Raw genomic sequence first — 19,110 nt, forward strand, 5'->3', positions numbered from 1 at the left:
AATGACCTATGAAACAGTTCGATATCGTTCGCTCGAAGGTCGAAATGTCCTGATTACGGGCGGCGCTTCGGGTATCGGAGAGGCCATGGTGGCGGCGTTCCGCAGTCAGGGTTCGCGCGTGTCCTTCCTCGACATTGATGAGGACGCCGGCAAGGCGACTGCAGCGAAAACGGGCGCGGATTTCTACGGCTGCGACCTGACGGACATTCCTGCCCTACGAGAGGCGGTGGCCAAGGTAGAAGAGCGAAACGGCGCGGTAGACGTGCTTGTCAACAATGCCGGCAAGGATGACCGCCACCGCATGGACGATGTTGAGCCGGACTATTGGCGACGTATGTTGGCGCTCAATCTCGACCACCAATTCTTCGCAACGCAGGCCGTTTCAAAAGGTATGCGGACTAAGGGCGGCGGCTCCATAGTCATGATGGGGTCGGTCTCGTGGATGCGCGGCAATCCGGTCATGGTTGGTTACACGACGGCCAAAGCTGCGATCAACGGGATGACGCGCACGCTGGCCCGCGACCTCGGTCCCGACGGCATTCGCGTCAATTGCATCGTGCCAGGCGCGATCGTCACTGAGCGGCAGAAGGCGCTATGGGCGGGACCGGAGGAGAGCCAGAAGTTCATTGACCTGCAATCGCTAAAATTCCGCCTCGACGCCGCCCATGTCGCGCGCCTCGCGCTTTTTCTAGGCTCCGATGAGAGTAGCGGCTGCACCGGCGCCAATTTCTTCGTCGATGCCGGCCTTACCCAGAACTGAAGGTTTCGTCATGCTTCTCGAAAAGACTACCGCCGGCTTCACGCTATCCCTCTGCGGCCTTGAAATTCTGCGCCACTCGACGAGTAGCCCCGCCGTTTTCGTCGGCCGCGGAGAGGAGCGAAAGGACATGTACCGCGGCAACTTTGACATTGAAGACTATGTGATCGAGCGAACCCCGCTCGCCCATGCGGAGGTGGATGGCACCACGATCCGCCTCTCCACTATGTGCGGCCAGCCGGTGCGCCTTGTGATGACGGTCGAGGGCGATACGCTGGCGCTTCGCGCCGAGGACGCCAGCATCAACCGTCTCTGGCTGCGCACCGTGGCCGAAAAGGACGAGCATGTCTGGGGCGGCGGCGAGCAGATGTCTTACTTCGACATGCGTCGCCGCCGTTTCCCGCTCTGGACGTCCGAGCCCGGCGTCGGCCGCGACAAGACGACAGAAATCACCTTCAAGTCTGACGTCACGGGCAAGGCGGGCGGGGATTACTACAATACCAACTATCCGCAGCCGACCTTTGTCTCGTCGAAGCGTTATGCCCTGCATGTCGACACCACCGCCTATGCCGTCTTCGATTTCCGCCGCGAACTCTTCCACGAGGTGGAGGTATGGGCTGTACCGGAGCGGATCGAGTTCTTTGCCGCCGAAAGTTTCCGCGAGCTCGTCGGAAAGCTTTCCCTGCGCTTCGGCCGCCAGCCGCAGCTACCCGACTGGGTCTATCAAGGCGCGATAATCGGGCTTAAGGACGGCAAGACCTCCTTCGAGCGGCTGGAGAAGATCCGCGCTGCCGGGGTGAAGGTGTCCGGTCTTTGGTGCGAGGATTGGGTGGGGCTACGCCACACCTCCTTTGGCGCGCGTCTCTTTTGGGACTGGGTAGGCAATGAGGAGCGTTACCCGCACCTACGCCAGAAGATCGCCGAGCTTGCCAATGACAACATTCGTTTCCTCGGCTACGTCAACCCCTATCTGTGCGTTGACGGCTCGCTCTTTCCGGAAGCCGAAGCGAAGGGCTACTTCGCCACGAACGACGAGGGCAAAACGGCGCTGGTCGATTTCGGCGAGTTCGACTGCGGCGTAGTCGATTTTACCAATCCCGATGCGAGCGCCTGGTTCGCCGAACGGGTGATCGGCCAGAATATGCTGGACTACGGTCTTTCCGGCTGGATGGCGGATTTCGGTGAATACCTGCCAATCGACGTCAAGCTCGCCAACGGCGTCGATGCCAAGCTGATGCACAATGCCTGGCCGACTCTTTGGGGAGAGGTCAATGCCCGCGCAGTGGAAAGCCGTGGCAAGACGGGCGAGGCGCTGTTCTTCATGCGCGCGGGCTATACCGGCGTACAGGCCTACTGCCCGCTTCTCTGGGGCGGCGACCAGTCGGTTGATTTCTCCCGCCATGACGGCCTCGTCACGGTGATGTGCGCTGCTCTGTCCTCAGGTCTTCTGGGCAATGCCTATCATCATTCCGATGTCGGCGGTTATACAAGCCTGTTCGGCAATGTGCGCACGGCCGAACTGCTGATGCGCTGGGCCGAGATGGCCGCCTTCACGCCGGTCATGCGGACCCATGAGGGCAACCGCCCGCGGGACAATCTCCAGATCGACCAGGACGAGGCGGTGCTTGCCCATTTCGCACGCATGACCGCGATCTACGTGCATCTTGCGCCTTACCTGAAGGCACTGTCGGCCGAAGCGGCGGAGACGGGCCTCCCCGTTCAGCGCCCGCTCTTCCTGCACTATGAGGACGACCGCGCCACCTATACCATCCAGGACGTCTATCTCTACGGTGCGGACCTACTCGTCGCCCCTGTCTGGAAGGCGGGCGAAGAGGAGCGCACCGTCTATCTGCCGAAGGGTACCCGCTGGGTGCATGTGTGGAGCGGCAAGAAGCACGAAGGCGGCCGGGAGGTGACCGTGGCTGCGCCGCTCGGTCAGCCGGCCGTGTTCTACCGCGTCGGCGCGGCGCGCGCAGAACTTTTCGCGGGCATCGGGACGCTCTGACGATGGGCATGTTGAGCCTTGCCGTGCTATTGCTACTGGCGGCGGGCGCCTCTTATGTACAGACGCTGACGGGCTTCGCGCTCGGTCTGCTGTTCATGGGCGGCGTCGGGCTGACGGGTGTCGTGCCACTGCCGGATGCCGCCGTGCTCGTCGGTGTGCTGGCCATCGTCAATGCCGCGCAGGTGTTGGCCAAGGGCTGGCGCGATATCGCACGGCGAGAGTTCCTTCTGGTGATCTTCGTCAGCCTCGGCTTCCTCGTTATCGGCTATTGGCTCCTTGGGCTTTTGGTTTCGTCCTCGCTCGACTGGCTGAAGTTGGTGCTCGGCGCGATCATCGTCCTGTCGAGCATTCAACTTCTCTTGCGTCCCGCACCGCTCCGGAAGCCCTCGGGCCCGGCGTCCTTCGCCATTTTCGGAGCCATTGCCGGCGTAATGGGCGGGCTCTTTTCCACCGCTGGGCCGCCGCTCGTCTACCATTTCTATCGCCAGCCGCTACGCCCGGCCGCCATTCGAGAGACGCTCGTCGCCGTCTTCGCCGTAAATGCGGTGCTTCGCCTCCTGCTCGTCGCCGGAGCTGGTGCCATGCCGTCGGCCTCGTTCTGGTGGGGCCTATTGTGCGTTCCGGTCGTGATGGTTTTCACCGCGCTCGCCCGCCGCTATCCGCCGCCGCTGACCCCGACGGGCCTGCGCTGCGTCGCCTTCTGCCTGCTGTTCCTGTCCGGCATTTCGCTTGCCGCTCCCGCCTTCCTCAAGCTTTTTGGAGATCTTTCATGACGCACCCGCTCAAGTCAGCACTCAAGGATGCAAGCCTGCTCATCCACAAGGCCTTCGTCGGCGGTCAGTGGGTTTCGGCCGCCGATGGGCGCACTTTCGCCGTTACCGATCCCTTCGACGGTTCGGTGATCGTAGACGTTCCGTCGCTCTCGCGCGAGGAAGTCGCCATCGCCATCGACGCCGCCGAGACCGCACAGAAACTCTGGGCCAAGCGCACCGCCAAAGAACGCGCCAAGGTGCTGAACACCTGGTTCCAACTCATCCTCGAGAATGCCGATGATCTGGCGCTAATCCTAACTTCGGAACAGGGCAAACCGCTTGCAGAGGCCAGGGGCGAGGTGATCTCCAACGCTGCCTACCTCGAATGGTTCGCCGAAGAGACCAAGCGCATTGACGGCGACATTATTCCCGGAGCCAATGCGGGTCAGCGCATTATGGTCCTGAAGCAGCCAGTCGGCGTCTGCGCCGCCATCACTCCGTGGAATTTTCCGAACGGGATGATCACCCGCAAAGCCGGCCCGGCACTTGCTGCCGGTTGCAGCATGATCCTGAAGCCCGCCTCGCAGACGCCCCTTTCAGCGCTGGCACTCGGCGTGCTCGCCGAGCGGGCAGGGGTGCCGGCGGGTGTCTTCTCGGTCGTCACCGGCGAGGCGCGGCCGATCGGCGCGGAATTTTGCCACAACCCGAAGGTCGCCAAGATCACCTTCACCGGCTCGACCGGCGTCGGGCGCTGGCTGATGAAGGAAGCCGCCGACGGCATCAAGCGCCTTTCCCTGGAGCTTGGTGGCAACGCGCCGTTCATTATCTTCGACGACGCCGATCTCGATGCGGCCGTGGAAGGCGCCATGATCTCGAAGTTCCGCAATGCAGGGCAAACCTGTGTCTGCGCCAACCGCATCTATGCGCAGGAAAGCGTTGTCGAAGCTTTCACGGAAAAGCTGCTGGCCAAGGTCGCGACACTGACGCTGGGCCGAGGCACGGAGGCCGGCGTTAGCCTGGGCCCGCTGATCGACGACAAGGCCGTCGCAAAGATGGAGGAGCATGTGGCCGACGCGCTCGAAAAGGGCGGGCGGCTGCTCGCAGGCGGCAAGCGCAGCGCACTCGGCGGTAGCTTCTACGAGCCAACCGTCATTGCTGGCGTCACCCAGTCGATGAAAGTTGCCAGCGAAGAAACCTTCGCTCCGCTCGCGCCCATCATCGCCTTCAAGGATGAAGCCGATGTGATCTCCATGGCGAACGACAGCGAGTTTGGCCTCGCCTCCTATTTCTACGCCAAGGACATGGCGCGTGTCTTCCGTGTCGCCGAGGCGCTGGAGGCCGGAATGGTCGGCGTCAATACGGGCATGATCGCAAACGAGATGGCGCCGTTCGGCGGCATCAAACAGTCAGGTCTCGGGCGCGAGGGTTCGAGGTACGGCATCGAGGGCTTCCTCGAGTTGAAGTATGTCTGTGTTGCCGGACTGTGAAGGTGGGCCTTCGACTACGACATTCTCGTCATCGGCGGCGGCATCAATGGCTGCGGCGTCGCGCGTGACGCGGCCAGCCGCGGCTACAAGGTACTGCTAACCGAAATGAACGACCTCGCCAGCGGCAGTCTGCCAAAAGGCCTTGAGGACGCGATTGCCGTTATCTTATAGAACGGGGTCGGGCGACCGATTGACGTCACGTTGCGCCGCGAGATGACGCTGGCCGCCCTACTATTTTTTGCCTTCTGACTCCGGTCGGTAACGGTAGCGGGTACGTTTTTCCCGTCGGATCGATCTGCTTGACGGCCGGTTCGATTCCCATCAAGGCGCCCGCCTAAACAATGACGGAGCTGCAGTTCCCATCCCTTCGAGGCATGGTGGGCCACACCTGCCTGCGTCATTCATGAAAACCAGTCAGAATGACCTTCCCAAATAGCCCGCCGGCCTCCATTCGTCGATGGGCGTCCGATGTAGCCGTGATTGGATATACCGCGCCAATGACTGGCCGTAGCTCCTTTCCCATCATCGGCAGCATCTCGTCGCGGAAGCGGCGGATCATCGCTCTCTTCTCCAACCGCGACCTGGATTTCATGACCGTGCCCATCAATTGTATGTGGTTGTGAAGTAAGATATCGAGAGGAATAATGGCATTGTCATCGCGCCCCAGCAGGCCGACCTGAACGAGGCGACCGCCCGGCGCGAGGCTTCTGATGTTGCGCGCCAGATAGGACCCGCCGACGAAGTCGATGATCAGATCCACACCGCGAGAAGCTGTCGCGTCAATGCTCTCAGCCTCGAAGTCGGCCTCCTTGTAGTCGAACGCAGCATCTGCACCGAGCGATAGCACATTTTCGATGTTGCTTGTGGATGCCGTGGCCAACACCGTAGCTCCGACAGCCTTTGCGAGTTGAACGGCAGCCGATCCGACTCCGCCCGCGGCAGCATGAACGAGAACTGTCTCACCTTGCGCAGCTTTGCCGAGGTGCGAAAGCGCCTCCCAAGCAGTCACGAAACTTTCCATGACCGCGGCTGCGTCGATGAAGGACAGGCCGGCCGGAATGACCGCGGCCATGCCGCTGTCGAGACGCGCATACTGGGCATAGGCGCCACCACCCACAATGCCCATGACACGGTCGCCAACGGCAAAGCCGCTGGCTGCCTTGCCGACGGCTATCACTTCTCCTGCGACCTCAAGGCCCAGAATGTTGCTATCGCCGTAAGTCTGAGAACCGTAGACGCCTTCTCGTTGAAGAAGGTCAGCGCGGTTTACACCTGCCGCCATGACCTTAACCAGGAGGTCGTCGGGACGCACCTCAGGCATTGGAGCTTCGCCGAGCCGCATGACATCTGCGCCTCCGAAGTCATCGAAGATGATCGCTTTCATCGCATGGGTCCTTACTTCGAAAGCGCGCGCCGGGCGATGCTGGCGGCAAATAGCGGAGTTTCGCGCCGGTTATGGTCTCCGCCTGCAGCCTGGCGGGCTGCCGCAGCGTCTTCATAAGTGACGCCACGGTCTTGGATGAAGGTCATGAACGCATCCGTCGGATGGGCAGTGACCTTGTTGGTGTAGCGCGTCCTGCGGTCGTCGATCTTCTCTGCAATGAGCTCCCAGACGACATTGACCTGGGTGCGTCCGCTGGCGGTGAAGACATCCGAAATCGAGTTCATGCGGCAATAGGCTGGTTCAGCAACCTCGGCGACATAGTGCTGCACGACGAGGCCCGAGCCGATCTGCTCGACATTGATCGACATGCGACGGCCGTCGTCGGTCCAGGTGACGCCGCCTGCGATGTGGTCGGGCGGACAGCAGCGGAGATATTCGGCTTCGGGCAGGTTGAAGAGCCAATCGGCGATGTCGATCTTTTCGAGCGGAACGTCAATCTGTGCGGAATAGGCGGATTGTGAGAGAATTGTATCGAGGACCTTGACCATGGGAGTGTTCCTTCTGTTTGGTGAGTGCAACTGCCCGTTGACGAGAAGGAATGTGCTCCTGATGCCCCCGAATGATAACCAACTGAATGGTCGGAACGGTTTTGCGTCGTAGGCAAAGATGAGGGACCCACGCTTCGCCGAACATCTGGCGGTTTATGTCGACGTCGTCCGCGCGGGCAGCTTTTCGGCCGCGTCCCGGCGTCGGGCTGTCACTCCCTCGGCTATCGTCCGTCAGGTCGATGCGCTTGAGCAGGACCTGGGAGTCCCGCTCCTTGTGCGCTCTACACGGGCGCTATCTTTGACGGACGCGGGACGTCACCTTTTTGAACGGGCGCAGCGCTTGCTTGACGATCTCGCCGATACCCATGCCGAGGTTGCAGCGTTTGACAGTTCGGTCAGCGGCACGCTGCGGATCGCTTGCTTCCCGACCTTCGGAAAACGCTATGTCATTCCTGTTCTGGCGTCGCTTGCGCAGCAACACCCGAGCTTGCATGTCGAGCTGGATCTGACCGAGCGGCTGGCCGACCCGGTTGCAGAGCGGCTCGATTTGGTGGTGAGAATGGGGGAGCTATCGGACAGCACGCTGATCGCGACCAAACTGGCACCCCACGATCGCATCGTCGTGGCGAGCCCTACTTATCTTGAGCACTATGGCGTGCCGGACAGTGAGGACGCGCTCCGCCAACATCGTGTCCTCGACAAGCTCCATGGCAATGATCTTCTTGGCTGGTCGCATATTCTCGGGGCGCCGACTCCAGAAACTTGTGAGCAAGTCGTCTTCCGGTCCGACGATTTTGAAGCGTTGAACGGGGCCGCGATCGAGGGAATGGGTGTGGCATTCCTGCCGAGCTGGGTCTCAGGACCTTCAGTCCAGGTGGGTGACCTTGTGCGCCTTTCGCTATCGGGCGAAGGGTGGAATGAGAGGCCTTCGGGGATCTACCTCCTGCGCGCGCTCCAAGTGCCATCTGCCAAAGTCAGGGCATTCACAGAGGCGCTGAAAAGTCATATCGGGGCTCCACCACGCTGGAACTGAATGGGCGGTGACCGCAAGCTGGCTTCCCTAAAAGCCGACGCGATAGCCGCCAGTCATAGTTGCAGTGGTGCGGCAGAGTCCGTTCAAGACTCCCACGAGGGTTTACCAGCAGCAAGCGGCGCGATCTGCTGGCTGTTCAGACGATTGGTAAACTACCAGGAGCAGAACGCTTGTTGGTGGGCCCGGCAGGACTCGAACCCTGCAACCAATCGGTTATGAGCCGAGGGCTCTAACCATAGAGCTACAGGCCCCACGAGAAAGTTTCTAAGGACGGTAAGCCGAATCCGCTCGCGGGCTCCGAGACGATACCCCGTCATAGCAGTCTGAAGCCCGGACCTGGTGGTGCGACAAGTTTGCTCGTCGCCACCAGAGCACGCCCAGTCAAGAGTTTCAGGTCGCAATCCGCGAGTTAAGAGGTATGGCCGGGCCAGATGGTGAGGCCATTCCAGGTAACTCGGAGAGATCGAATGTTCGCTGGGTAATGAGCGTTTGCCACAACGTTTTGACACTTTTTCTCGTGGTGGCATGAATATATAGACCGCCCATATGATCAAACGCGAAGAGCTCTGCGTTTGCGTTGCCCAAGATTGTTTGAAAGGCATCCCTTATCTTCGCGAGCGAAGCGTAGAGGTGCTCTGCGTCCGCCAGGCGCGTATGTCGAAGGATGTCGGCAATCGATATCCTGTGAAGCGTGCCTTGACCCAAGCGGTTGATCGGATTGTCACGCCCTAACTCAAAGAAGACTTGGCAGGTGACATAGTCATTTCGTATTTGCTCGAGCAGGAGGCCGGCCTCTTTGAAACCGCATTCGGTCAAGGCTATTTCTCTTTCCTTTTCGGAGACCCCTGGCGGCAGCAGCCCTATCTCCAGTTCTTCCAGAAGAAGGGTTTTCAACCACTCCTTCACTTCCGGCGGTGCTGAAATTATTTGCGCCTGACTGAGGATCAAGTCCACCATCTCCGCCTCCACGTTTCCGATTTTTTAAGAATACAACGCTTTGTCAGTTACCGGTTTGACCGTCATCAATTTTGCTGCTTGTAGTCTCAGTGGGGTCAACTGATCAAAAATTAAACGGAATTCGAATTTGCTTGTTTTTTAGGCATCTATGTTTTATAAGCGGAGTTAGCGATGCGGACCTCCTCCCCCGCATTGCCGGGTACCCTGGCCCGCTGCCGATTTGGCATCGGCGGCGGGCCCTCTTTTCAAACGCTAAGATGTGCAACATAGCTTCGGCCAACTCGCTAGTCGCTTGCGTGCCTAGCCACCACGACGACGTCGCGGGATGCCGTCTGAGTAAAGTTCCGACGCCACAGGTCCGCCAAGCTTCACTCGCCACAAGATGTCGGTGGCGTGAAGCCTTTGAACCCGAGCTTTGGGCAATCGCATCGCTCGTCAAATTGTTCGGGCGGTTTGGTGCGCTTGCAGGCCGGATCGGTTTTGTAGGCATAGCCAGGCACAATAACGTGGCGGTCGGTCTGGGTGCATCCCGCTACGGCGATTGCCAAAAGCAACAGAACTGCATGCTTCATAACGACACCTTCGGATTGCGACGAAAATCTTTACCACCCTGTCATATGGAAGCCGCGCTCACATTGTCCGTGATCAAAGCCCCAACGCCTATCCTGTGTTAGGCTGTGGACTCACAAACTTTGAGACCAGATTCTCGTAGCGACAAGCTTTACGGCGATATTGTTGGCGAAATGCCTTCCGAACTTCTCCCCCAGAGCCACATGGTCTGGTGAGGGAGGATGACGCCACGCGCTGCCAACATATGCTCGACCATGCGCAGACTGAGCGGAAACCGGAAGCAGTGTCACACCGCAGGGACAATCACCTCTGCGGGAAATCGATGACGTCGATAAAGCGGATCACGGGCGAGTCTCGTCATGCCGCCAGATGCCACATTTTCACCAATGGCCGCTTAACGTTACGATGCCGCACCACGGCTAGGTTCCGCGAGGCAGCGCTTTTACCGGCGTTCACGCGAGCAGTAAGGTCTCCGAGATGGCGAGGGGAGGAGCTTTCCGCCGAAGTTGGAGGATCAAAATCGAACCGTGGGCTTCAAGCGACCCCACCTCAATCGTCTGAACGAAGACCAACTCGACAGCTAAGGGTCGAAACAGCCGTCGACGGATGGCGCAACTGATCCCTGAGCTTTTGTTTCGGCTAAGGCCGCTTCCACAATCACGTCATAGAGGCTGAACACGAGGTCGGTCACTTCTTCGTCGATTCTTGGGTCGTCTCGTGCATCTGGATCCCTGTATCCAAGCGCTGAGAGTGCTGCATCGCTTAAGACGATTTGCGCAGCCGCGCTATGCCCACGATCGTCTTCATCGTTGAGATAGCCGTCATCGTCAGATGCATGGCCACAAGTCCATTCAAGGAGCGCCCGCAGCACAGCATATTGCTCGTCTGTCAAAGTGATGGTCTTCATCGGCTCTTTCCTGCAAGTTGCGGCGGAAAGGTGATCCAAAAACCTCGGGCCATGCCCGCACTAATGGATATATAATAAATTCCTAATATTTAAAAACGCCGGAGCGAGTTGCCATCTAATGCACCGGCCACGCGGGGACAATTGGGTAGCCGTTGCCCCCGAAAAGTCACCCTAATTGGATAAGGTCAGCCATCCTGTTGGTTCTCTGTCTTCTGCGTCCCTTGCCTTATTCCAGCACGCGCGGCCGTCACTGCGTCGGCCAGCGTTCTCTTGAAGCGCACCCGCGGTGGTCGCATGCCGTGCACGAGAAGCACGCGCCGGACCGACGATGACGCGCCGCCAATGTGAACGGTGGCGCCTTGATGATGAGCCTTACGTACAAAGCCTTCAATGGTCGCGGCGCCGGTCGAGTCAAGAATCGGCACATTCGAGAAGTCAATGACATAGGCCTTGGGGTGCTCACCGATACGATCCAGCGCGGCACCGACCCCCGCTGCCGCACCGAAGAAGAACGCCCCCGAAATCCGGCAAACGACGATGTCCGGATCGGTTGCCAAATCCGCCTCGTACGGCTTGCGTCCGTTGCCATTGATCGTGTCGGGCTTATCCAGTTCCGCCACCGACCATGTGTGCTCGACTTGGACAGCCTCGGCCATACGGTGCAGGAAAAGCAGCGTCCCCAGCGCAAAGCCCACCAAGATCCCCTCGGTTAGGTCACGAAACACGACAAGCAAGAAGGTGGTCAGCAGCACAATGGCATCGCCTCGCGAGGCGCGCACGAGCGTCGCGAACTCGTGCTTTTCCGCCATGTTCCAGGCTACGACAGCCAGCACACCAGCCAGTGCCGACAACGGGACGTACGCGGCAAGCGGCGCGGCGATGAGCATGAACAGCAGCAGAAAGACAGAATGCAACATGCCCGCGACTGGGCCGCGGGCGCCGGAGCGGACGTTGGTTGCCGTGCGGGCGATGTTGCCGGTTACGCAGAAACCGCCGTAGAGCGGAGCGATGATGTTGGCCACGCCCTGGGCCACCAGTTCGCAGTTCGAGCGATGCCGCCGGCCGGTCATCGAGTCCGCCACAACCGCCGAGAGCAGGCTCTCGATGCAGCCGAGGAGCGCAAAGGAAAGCGCGGACGGCAGGACTTCGGCCACCTTCGCCCAGGAGAGTACTGGCATCTGCGGCATCGGAATTGACTGCGGAACGCCGCCGAAGCGGGTGCCGACCGTTGCGACCGGCAATCCGAGCAGCGCAGTGGCGCTGGCTGCGGCCGCCACTGCGATAATTAAAGCTGGCCAGTGTGGACGGAAGCGGCGGACGACGACGATCACGCCGATCGTCAGGGCTGAGACGGAGATCGCCGACATATTGACCGTCGCCATGGCGCCGCCAATCGCCTGGAGCTTCGGTAACAATGGCCCCGGCTCCTTGTCGAGCGTCAGGCCAAGCAGCTCCTTGAGCTGGCTGGCAAAGATGATGACCGCGATGCCAGAGGTAAACCCGACCGTTACGGGATAGGGGATGTACTTAATGAAGGTCCCGAGCCGCAGCAGGCCGACCGCCATCAGGATCGCCCCGGATATCATCGTCGCCAGGAGCAGGCCGTCGAGCCCGTGCTGCGCCACGGTCGCCGACACGAGCACGATGAACGCACCGGCCGGCCCAGCAATTTGAAAGCGGCTGCCACCAAGTGCGGAAACGATGAAGCCTCCGACGATTGACGTGTAAAGCCCGCGGTCGGGCGTGAGGCCGGAGGCGATCGCGATGGCCATCGACAGTGGTAGCGCCACAATGGCAACTGTCACGCCGGCAATGGCATCAGCTTTCAGGTCCGCGAGGCCGTAGCGTTCGCGCAGAACCGTGACAAGTTTGGGGGTGAACAACTCAAGAAAGCCGGGCTCAGCAGTTCGGGCGACCATGACCATCCCTTCTTGTGGATCGTCGGCCGGTCAGCCGGTCGGCGCCGCGTTCGCGGAATTCCTGAAACTAGCCCGTATTCACGGGGTCTTTGAGACGAACACCGCGCCCGCCGTCGCCGCTGACGGCGGGCTCGCCAATCAGCTCGATGGCTGCGTGGTCGAGCGCCTCGACAACCTTGACCAAGGTATCGATCACGCCACGCACATTCCCGGTGCTGCCCTCCATGAGCTGGATGGTCGGCACGGAGACGTCCGCCATCGCAGCCATGGTTTTCTGGTCGATGTCGAGAAGAGCACGGGCGGCACGAAGCTGGGCGGCGGTGATCATCGGGCATTCAAATAATGTATGAGAAATCACATCATCAGCATTACCATCGAACTAAAAAACATCAATAAGAACGAAAACCTTGATCGCCACTTGTATTTGGCGCGCGGATACCCGATTGCTGCATGGCCACCGGCGCGAAGACGCTGAACTAGTCAATTGATAGACTGCCACATCGCTGCACAATGGCGACGACGTGTCGCCCTGATCTCCCAGATGCGAGGCTTGCTTCTCGAGCGCGGAGTCGCAATTGCAAAGTCAGCTTCGATCGCCCAGCGAACGATACCAGAGATCATCAACAATCCGAGGATCGATATCACCGAGCTGACGCGCGAAATCATCGGCACGCTCCACGCCTTACTTCTGCAGCTCAACGAAAAAATCAGATACTTCGACAAGCAGATCGAAGCCGTCTTCCGCGAGAGTGACGTTTGCCAGCGCATTGCCAGCATACGTGGCGCTGGGCCCAAGACTGCGACGGCAGTTGTCGCCGCTGTTGGTGATGGTGGAGACTTCAAAAATGGCCGGCATCTGGCTGCCTGGATGGGGCTGGTACCGCGACAACATTCCAGCGGCGATAGACGGGTTGCATCAGCAAGCGGGGCAACCAACATCTGCGAACACGTCTGGTCCACGGCGGGCGATCTGTGGTGCGTACTGCGTAACGAAAATCTGACCCTGCCAGCGAATGGGTCAACGAGCTTAGGGAGAGGCGTGGTTACAACCGGGCAGCGGTTGCCGTCGCCAACAAAAACGCAAGGGTAATCTGGGCCTTGCTTCACCACGGTGGCGAATACCGAGCCAATTCCTGAGGGCAAGCATGCGAATTGCAGGCTGGCGGTTGAAATGGAATGAACGGTCGGACCGGCACATACGGAACATGTCTTTTATAGTGGCCGACAAGGCCTCCCATTTGTTGAGGCGTATGTGTGCGGATACCCATTTGGGTGCTTCAAACCGCTTCAACATCAAGCTTGCAACGGGGGAACAGTCCATAGATATAAAACGACGCCGTGCTCATCCCGTGCTCCCGGCATAGATCAGGCACGGGAACGCCGCCCTCCGCCTGGCGCAGGATTGCAAGGATTTGCGGTTCGCTGAATCTGCTCGTCTTCATCAAAATCTCCTCGATCATAAAGCCCGAGAAAACTCTAAGTAGAGAAATATCTGGGTTCTACTTCGGCTTCATCGCCGCGTCGGGTATCTTTGGTCTGATTGCCATAGGTTGTCTCAAGTCTCGGACGAAAATTAAAGCGGCGGCGCAAATATCAACCACGGTGGCCGCGGAATAGTAAGGCTGCGGGTGGAGCAAATTCCGGCTCTGCTAAGTGGCCGTTTCGCCTCCGCTTATGATTTCACTTTTCGGTTTAACAGGGATCGAATGCCCAATGATTTATGGCTATATCGGGCTAGGAAATCTCGGAGGGCACCTCGTTGCCAGCCTGCTCAAGGCCGGCTTCAAGGTAGTTGTGCATGATCGCCACAAATATCTTTCAGATCGCCTCGTTGCAGATGGGGCGACCTGGGCGGATTCTCCGGAAGAGATGGCGCGGCAGTGCGATGCAGTGATCACCTGCCTACCCTCACCATCTGTTTCCGAGCTGGTTCTTACCCAGTTACTTTCCGGCCTGAGACCCGGATCGACCTGGATTGAGATGTCGACGCTCAGCCGTGATGAAATTCTTCGTCTCGCTGCTGTTGCGGCGAGGCATGGCGTGCGAGCGATGGAGCTGCCGGTGACGGGCGGCGTGCATCTTGCCGCGCACGGAAAGATCACCATGCTTGCCGGCGGCGACAAGGACCTCTTTGACACCCATTTGCCGGCGATCGAAGCCATGGGCAACAAGATTTTCCACATGGGTACGCTTGGCAATGCTGCGATTATCAAGGTGATCACCAACATGCTGGCCTTCATCCACCTCAAGGCATGCAGCGAAGCGCTAATGCTTGCCCGGCGCGGTGCGGACATCAGAGGATCTGGTGCCGTTGTCCGAATTCGACCCGAAGCGGCCGTTGAAGGAAAGCAACCCGTCACACGGCGTCGCCCCGAAGCCGGACGACATCCTTCGAGGGCGGTAGTCCGAACTGCCTTGCGTATTCCCTGCTGAACTGGTTCGGGCTTTCATAGCCAACGCCGAAGGCGACCGACGTTGCCGTTCCTTCCCCAGCCATCAAAAGTCTGCGCGCATGCAGCAGCCGGACTTGCTTCTGGTACTGGATCGGGCTGAGTGCCGTGATTGCCTTGAAGTGTCGATGGAACGCCGAGACGCTGAGCGCCGCCATCTCCGCGAGAGCCTCGACCCTCAGGGGCTTGGCAAAGTTTTCGCGAATCCATTGGATCGCAACGCCGATGCGAGAGAGCGCAGCGTCAGGAGCGGCGATGTCCCGCAGCATCCAGCCCAGCGGCCCCTGCAGCACCCGGAACAGGATTTCCCGCTCGTAGGCAGGCGCAAGCACTGCGATTTCGTCCGGACGGTCCATCAGCCGGAGCATCCGCACCCAGGCATCGAGGAACTCGTCGTTGACCGGCGCCACGGAGAAACCGGAGCCGAACAGCTTGCTGCAGACCTGCACAGGCAGATCGCTGATAAGGGTCGCGACAGTTGGCGGGTGGAGTGTCAGGCTGACCGCGAGATAGGGTTCTCCCGCCACCGAAGGGTGAACCGACCCCACCGCGGGAAGATCGACCGACATGACGAAATACGTCGCCGGGTCGTAGGCGAATGTCTGCTCGCCGACCGTCATCGTCTTCGACCCAGTCAGGATCAGGTTGATCATCGGCTCGTAGACGGCTGAAAGCCGATGCTCCGGGATTTCCCCCTGGACCATCGCGACGCGTGGGATTCCCGTTTCCGTGCGGCGGTTTTCCGCCGTCGATGCCAGAGCGCGCAGTTCCTGAAGTTGTTTTTCCATGGAGGCGACCGTGACAGGTCAGGATCGCCTCCGCAACAGGGAAGCAGAAATAGGCAAGCTTCGGAGAGGAATAGGTGAGCGAGCGAGACGGCGTAGGCCTAGCTTCAGGGCACAGCAAACAGCCAAGGAAACAGCCATGAAGATCGTCATCGTCACCGGGGGAAGTCGGGGTCTCGGAGCCAGCGCAGCCATCGAATGCGCGGCTAAGGGAATGGGCGTCGTCGTGACCTACAATAGCAACCCTGCAAAGGCGGAGGATGTCGTGAAGGCAATCGTGGGGAACGGCGGTCAGGCCCTTGCCCTAAAACTCGACGTCGGCGATGTCGGCGCGTTTCCGGCGTTTCGCGACGCTGTTGCATCGAAACTGCGTTCCGTCTTCGGCCGGGGCGACTTCGATTATCTCGTCAACAATGCCGGATACGGCCTCTTCAATCCGATAGCCACGGTGACGGAAGATCAGTTCGACGGCCTCTTTAATGTCCATCTCAAGGGGCCGTTCTTCCTGACCCAGATCCTGCTGCCGCTGATGGCGGACGGCGGCCAGATCATCAACATCACCAGTGCGACCACGCGCGTGGCAACCGCAGGCGTCGCGCCCTATGCCTCCTTCAAGGGTGGCCTGGAAGTTTTGACCCGCTACATGGCCAAGGAGTTCGGCGAGCGGGGCATCCGAGCAAACTCTATCGCGCCCGGCGCAATCCGCACCGAACTCGGCGGCGGCCTGAACGACGAGTTCGAGGCGATGCTTGCAGGCCAGACGGCACTCGGCCGCGTTGGCGAGCCTGAAGAGATCGGTGGCGTCGTCGCCAGCCTTCTGTCTTCCGAGAACCGCTGGATCAACGCCCAGAACATCGAGGTCGCGGGCGGCTACATCATCTGAACGAAGGAGAGCAACATGCTCGACCATGTCTTCATTTCCGTCAGCGACATCGATCGCTCGATCGCCTTCTACGAGGCGGCGCTGGCTCCACTCGGCATCGTTCACGCCCATGACTACGAGGGAACGGACGGCCCTCCCGGTCATCCCGATCTGAAAGGGTTCGGCGCGAACGGCCGGGTGTTCTTCTGGCTCCGCGAAGGTGTGGTCGAAGGCCGCGCGGCCCATGTCGGCTTCGTCGCCGATGGCATCTCCCAGGTCGACGCAGCCTTCGCCGCCGCCATGACGGCAGGCGCTTCGGAAATCCATCCACCGGGAGCACAGCTTCACTACGACCCCCATTATTACGCCGCCCAGGTCCGTGATCCGGACGGCTACAGCCTCGAATTCGTCTACAAGGAATGGCAGCACTGACATGACCAAACTGATGATCTACGGCGCGACCGGCTATACCGGCCGCATGGCAGCCGAGCATGCGAAGAAAGCAGGCACGCCGCTTGTTCTCGCCGGCCGCAACGCAGCGAGCCTCTCGACGCTTTCCGCGGAACTCGGCGTCGAATACCGCGTCTTTGGTCTCGACGATGCTGCAGCGATCGATACCGGTCTGGTCGGCATCTCCGTCCTCCTGAACTGCGCTGGGCCGTTTATGCGCACAGCAAACGCCCTGATGAAGGCGTCGATCCGCAACAGTATCCACTATCTCGACACGGCCGCCGAACTCGACAGCTATCGTCTGGCCGAAACTTTGGACGACGACGCGAAGACTGCAGGTGTCATGCTTATGCCGGGCGGCGGCGGCAGTGTCGCCATGCTCGGCAGTCTCGCGGGACACGCGGTGTTGCGTATGAACGAACCTCGCAAGATCAGGATCGCGCTGCAGGTGGCGGGCGGACTGTCACGCGGATCGGCGATCAGCGCCAGCGAGAACGTCACCGTCGAGACCCTGGCGCGGGTGGACGGCGAGCTTTTCGCCATCGCCGCCGACGGCATTCGGAAATTCGATTTCGGCAAGGGTGCGGTCGATTGCTTCCCGGTGACGCTGCCCGACCTCATCACCATCTCGCGGGCGACGGGCGTTCCCAACGTCGAGACCTTCGTGCATGTTACCGGCGACGGTTTTCCTCAGGGTGACCTTTCGACACTCCCGGATGGCCCGAGTGAAGACGAGAGGCTAGCGAACAGTTATCAGGCGTCCGTCGAAGTCACGGGCGCGGATGGCGAGGTCACACATTCCGTCCTCGATACGGTCAACGGCTACACGTTCACGGCGATGGCGGCAGCCGAGGCCGGCCGACGCGTTCTGCGGGGCGAAGTCCGTCCCGGCTTCCAGACGCCCGCGGCCCTGTTCGGCAGCGGCTTCGCGCAAACCATTGCCGACACCTCGATCAATGATTTCTGAGGTACCCGGCACCATGCAAAAACTCGTCGACTCCTTCATCGCGACCGCCAATGCCTTCGACGTCGAAGGGGCATTGTCCCTGTTCGCAACCGACGCCGTCATTAGCGATGTTTCGGTCGGCGACGCCTTCGTTGGCCACGCTGGTGTCCGCCAATACCTCGAGCTTTTTTTGTCTGCTACAACACCAGAAGCAAGCTGCTGTCCATGGAAGATCTGGACACCTTCCATTCGAGCGTCCGGCTCGATTTCACCGGCGATTTCGGACACGAGACCGGCATCCTGAATATCGCGATCAATGCCACCGGCCTGATCGAGCGCATCGACGCCGATCTCGAATAACCGGCTTAACAGCAGTTCTTAGGACCACACCCATTGGCGCCCAGCGCGCCGATGCCGGGGAAGGTCTGCGTTCCGCAGGCCTCCGGCACGACAAGGAGCACGTTCATGACCATATCGCCATCGATCACACGGGACGCAGCCGACCGGCTCGCCGTCGTCGAGGCCCTCTATCGCTTCGCCGCCGGCATCGATCTTCGCGACAACAATCTCCTCGCCTCCTCGCTGGCGGAGAATGCCGTCTCCGATTTTCGGCCGGCTGCCGCCAAGGCCGGCTTCGACTATCCGGTCATCGAGGGCCGGGATGTCATAGTCTCGGCGCTGACAACATCGCTGGCCACTCTGGACACTACGCATTCCGTCAGCAATCCGCGGGTGACGATCGATGGCGACACTGCACGAATGGATGTTCTGGTCGAAGCACAGCACGTTCCCCGCAGCGATCCCTCGCGTCACTACCTGATGAAGAACCGCTACGACGTCGAGCTGAAGAGGAGCGTCGACGTCTGGGTCATCACCCGCAACACGGTCGACAATATCTGGCGCTCCGGCGACATCGGAGTTCTTTCCGGGATCTAGCCTCTATTATGCGTGCTCAAGGAGGGCGGGGGCGAGACATTGTCTCCGCCTTAGTAGCTTATGGCGGGGAGGTAGCGCGATGTCTGCCTTGGCGCAAAGCGGCCATACCCGGCGATGTAACCTTCTTCGCGAAAGCGGAAATTGTTTCCGCTAACGCCGCCGGTTGACTGATGCCCAAAGCCAGGCACAAAGGTGGCATCCACGGTCGCTCGCGATGGGAAAACAGAGGGATTTTCAAGGCTTTTCTTCTAAGCCATTGAAATCATGTGAGAATCCGGGTCTCCCAGGAAAGTCGTTTTTGAACGATTTTTCGATCAATGTTGGCGACCATCTCCCGCACGGAAAGGTGGCGTCTTATCAAT

Annotated in this window: 20 protein-coding genes, 1 tRNA gene and 4 pseudogenes; 13 read left to right on the top strand and 12 right to left on the bottom strand. The window is 60.1% G+C overall.

Annotated elements, in window-relative coordinates; genetic code table 11:
- Nucleotide 1 precedes the first annotated feature (1 nt).
- The 5 genes and pseudogenes from OVA00_RS32820 to OVA00_RS32840 form a co-directional block, all read left to right on the top strand.
- Nucleotides 2–760 (top strand): SDR family NAD(P)-dependent oxidoreductase, encoded by a 759-nt coding sequence (locus OVA00_RS32820; protein ID WP_112773013.1) that lies wholly within the window; start codon nt 2–4, stop codon nt 758–760.
- A 10-nt stretch (nt 761–770) separates the two neighbouring features.
- The gene (locus OVA00_RS32825; protein WP_112773014.1) at nt 771–2,762 is read left to right on the top strand and encodes an alpha-glucosidase; all 1,992 of its coding nucleotides are present in this window, start codon (nt 771–773) and stop codon (nt 2,760–2,762) included.
- 2 nt (nt 2,763–2,764) lie between these two features.
- Nucleotides 2,765–3,535, top strand: coding sequence for a TSUP family transporter (locus tag OVA00_RS32830; protein ID WP_255381583.1), 771 nt, complete (start codon nt 2,765–2,767; stop codon nt 3,533–3,535).
- Nucleotides 3,532–5,001 (top strand): NAD-dependent succinate-semialdehyde dehydrogenase, encoded by a 1,470-nt coding sequence (locus tag OVA00_RS32835; RefSeq protein WP_112773016.1) that lies wholly within the window; start codon nt 3,532–3,534, stop codon nt 4,999–5,001. Before OVA00_RS32830 ends, OVA00_RS32835 begins: the two co-directional genes overlap by 4 nt.
- Before the next feature lie 21 nt (nt 5,002–5,022).
- Nucleotides 5,023–5,130: pseudogene (locus OVA00_RS32840) on the top strand (FAD-dependent oxidoreductase); the annotation flags it as partial.
- Nucleotides 5,131–5,398: 268 nt separating this feature from the next.
- On the opposite strand, the gene OVA00_RS32845 reads toward OVA00_RS32840, so the two are convergent.
- The gene (locus OVA00_RS32845) at nt 5,399–6,385 is read right to left on the bottom strand and encodes an NAD(P)H-quinone oxidoreductase (protein WP_268090473.1); all 987 of its coding nucleotides are present in this window, start codon (nt 6,383–6,385) and stop codon (nt 5,399–5,401) included.
- An 11-nt stretch (nt 6,386–6,396) separates the two neighbouring features.
- Nucleotides 6,397–6,933, bottom strand: a complete 537-nt coding sequence (locus OVA00_RS32850; RefSeq protein WP_268090474.1) for a hypothetical protein — start codon at nt 6,931–6,933, stop codon at nt 6,397–6,399.
- Nucleotides 6,934–7,051: 118 nt separating this feature from the next.
- On the opposite strand from OVA00_RS32850, the gene OVA00_RS32855 reads away from it, so the two are divergent.
- A complete protein-coding gene (locus tag OVA00_RS32855) occupies nt 7,052–7,966 on the top strand; it encodes a LysR family transcriptional regulator (protein ID WP_268090475.1) in 915 nt (304 codons plus the stop codon).
- 174 nt (nt 7,967–8,140) lie between these two features.
- Here OVA00_RS32855 and OVA00_RS32860 read toward each other — a convergent pair.
- The 7 genes and pseudogenes from OVA00_RS32860 to OVA00_RS32890 form a co-directional block, all read right to left on the bottom strand.
- Nucleotides 8,141–8,217 (bottom strand) — tRNA-Ile (locus OVA00_RS32860).
- A gap of 139 nt (nt 8,218–8,356) precedes the next feature.
- Nucleotides 8,357–8,923 carry a hypothetical protein gene (locus OVA00_RS32865; protein ID WP_112773020.1) on the bottom strand — a complete coding sequence of 189 codons (567 nt, stop codon included), beginning with the start codon at nt 8,921–8,923 and terminating at the stop codon, nt 8,357–8,359.
- Nucleotides 8,924–9,291: 368 nt separating this feature from the next.
- Nucleotides 9,292–9,495 (bottom strand): hypothetical protein, encoded by a 204-nt coding sequence (locus tag OVA00_RS32870; protein WP_112773021.1) that lies wholly within the window; start codon nt 9,493–9,495, stop codon nt 9,292–9,294.
- A 156-nt stretch (nt 9,496–9,651) separates the two neighbouring features.
- Nucleotides 9,652–9,854, bottom strand: a pseudogene (locus OVA00_RS32875) (IS6 family transposase); the annotation flags it as partial.
- Between the two features lie 219 nt (nt 9,855–10,073).
- Entirely contained in the window at nt 10,074–10,400 is a 327-nt protein-coding gene (locus tag OVA00_RS32880; RefSeq protein WP_112773022.1) for a hypothetical protein, read from the bottom strand.
- A 185-nt stretch (nt 10,401–10,585) separates the two neighbouring features.
- Nucleotides 10,586–12,319: a SulP family inorganic anion transporter gene (locus OVA00_RS32885; RefSeq protein ID WP_112773027.1), complete on the bottom strand. Its 1,734-nt coding sequence runs from the start codon at nt 12,317–12,319 to the stop codon at nt 10,586–10,588.
- A gap of 67 nt (nt 12,320–12,386) precedes the next feature.
- Nucleotides 12,387–12,647, bottom strand: coding sequence for a transcriptional regulator (locus OVA00_RS32890; protein WP_112773023.1), 261 nt, complete (start codon nt 12,645–12,647; stop codon nt 12,387–12,389).
- 222 nt (nt 12,648–12,869) lie between these two features.
- Here OVA00_RS32890 and OVA00_RS32895 point away from each other — a divergent pair, with 222 nt between their 5' ends.
- Nucleotides 12,870–13,409: a transposase gene (locus tag OVA00_RS32895; protein WP_234824612.1), complete on the top strand. Its 540-nt coding sequence runs from the start codon at nt 12,870–12,872 to the stop codon at nt 13,407–13,409.
- A 235-nt stretch (nt 13,410–13,644) separates the two neighbouring features.
- Here OVA00_RS32895 and OVA00_RS32900 read toward each other — a convergent pair.
- Nucleotides 13,645–13,761 (bottom strand): annotated as a pseudogene (locus OVA00_RS32900) (transposase); the annotation flags it as partial.
- Nucleotides 13,762–14,032: 271 nt separating this feature from the next.
- Between OVA00_RS32900 and OVA00_RS32905 the strand changes: the two are divergent.
- Nucleotides 14,033–14,605, top strand: a pseudogene (locus OVA00_RS32905) (NAD(P)-dependent oxidoreductase); the annotation flags it as partial.
- A 70-nt stretch (nt 14,606–14,675) separates the two neighbouring features.
- Here the strand turns inward: OVA00_RS32905 and OVA00_RS32910 are convergent.
- Nucleotides 14,676–15,557 (bottom strand): AraC family transcriptional regulator, encoded by an 882-nt coding sequence (locus tag OVA00_RS32910; RefSeq protein ID WP_112773115.1) that lies wholly within the window; start codon nt 15,555–15,557, stop codon nt 14,676–14,678.
- A gap of 136 nt (nt 15,558–15,693) precedes the next feature.
- On the opposite strand from OVA00_RS32910, the gene OVA00_RS32915 reads away from it, so the two are divergent.
- The 3 genes from OVA00_RS32915 to OVA00_RS32925 are packed head-to-tail and all read left to right on the top strand — an operon-like array spanning nt 15,694 to nt 17,833.
- Nucleotides 15,694–16,437, top strand: coding sequence for an SDR family NAD(P)-dependent oxidoreductase (locus OVA00_RS32915; RefSeq protein ID WP_112773116.1), 744 nt, complete (start codon nt 15,694–15,696; stop codon nt 16,435–16,437).
- Between the two features lie 15 nt (nt 16,438–16,452).
- Nucleotides 16,453–16,848, top strand: coding sequence for a VOC family protein (locus tag OVA00_RS32920; RefSeq protein ID WP_268090476.1), 396 nt, complete (start codon nt 16,453–16,455; stop codon nt 16,846–16,848).
- A gap of 1 nt (nt 16,849) precedes the next feature.
- Entirely contained in the window at nt 16,850–17,833 is a 984-nt protein-coding gene (locus OVA00_RS32925) for a saccharopine dehydrogenase family protein (protein ID WP_112773118.1), read from the top strand.
- Here the strand turns inward: OVA00_RS32925 and OVA00_RS32930 are convergent.
- The gene (locus tag OVA00_RS32930; RefSeq protein WP_268090477.1) at nt 17,820–17,987 is read right to left on the bottom strand and encodes a hypothetical protein; all 168 of its coding nucleotides are present in this window, start codon (nt 17,985–17,987) and stop codon (nt 17,820–17,822) included. The genes OVA00_RS32925 and OVA00_RS32930 overlap by 14 nt on opposite strands.
- A 50-nt stretch (nt 17,988–18,037) precedes the next feature.
- Between OVA00_RS32930 and OVA00_RS32935 the strand changes: the two genes are divergently transcribed.
- Nucleotides 18,038–18,172 carry a hypothetical protein gene (locus tag OVA00_RS32935; RefSeq protein WP_268090478.1) on the top strand — a complete coding sequence of 45 codons (135 nt, stop codon included), beginning with the start codon at nt 18,038–18,040 and terminating at the stop codon, nt 18,170–18,172.
- Between the two features lie 105 nt (nt 18,173–18,277).
- Nucleotides 18,278–18,748, top strand: a complete 471-nt coding sequence (locus OVA00_RS32940) for a nuclear transport factor 2 family protein (RefSeq protein WP_112773119.1) — start codon at nt 18,278–18,280, stop codon at nt 18,746–18,748.
- The last annotated feature ends 362 nt before the right edge of the window (nt 18,749–19,110 follow it).

Origin of the sequence: Ensifer sp. SL37 (assembly GCF_026672675.1) — a bacterium.
Lineage (GTDB): Bacteria > Pseudomonadota > Alphaproteobacteria > Rhizobiales > Rhizobiaceae > Ensifer > Ensifer adhaerens.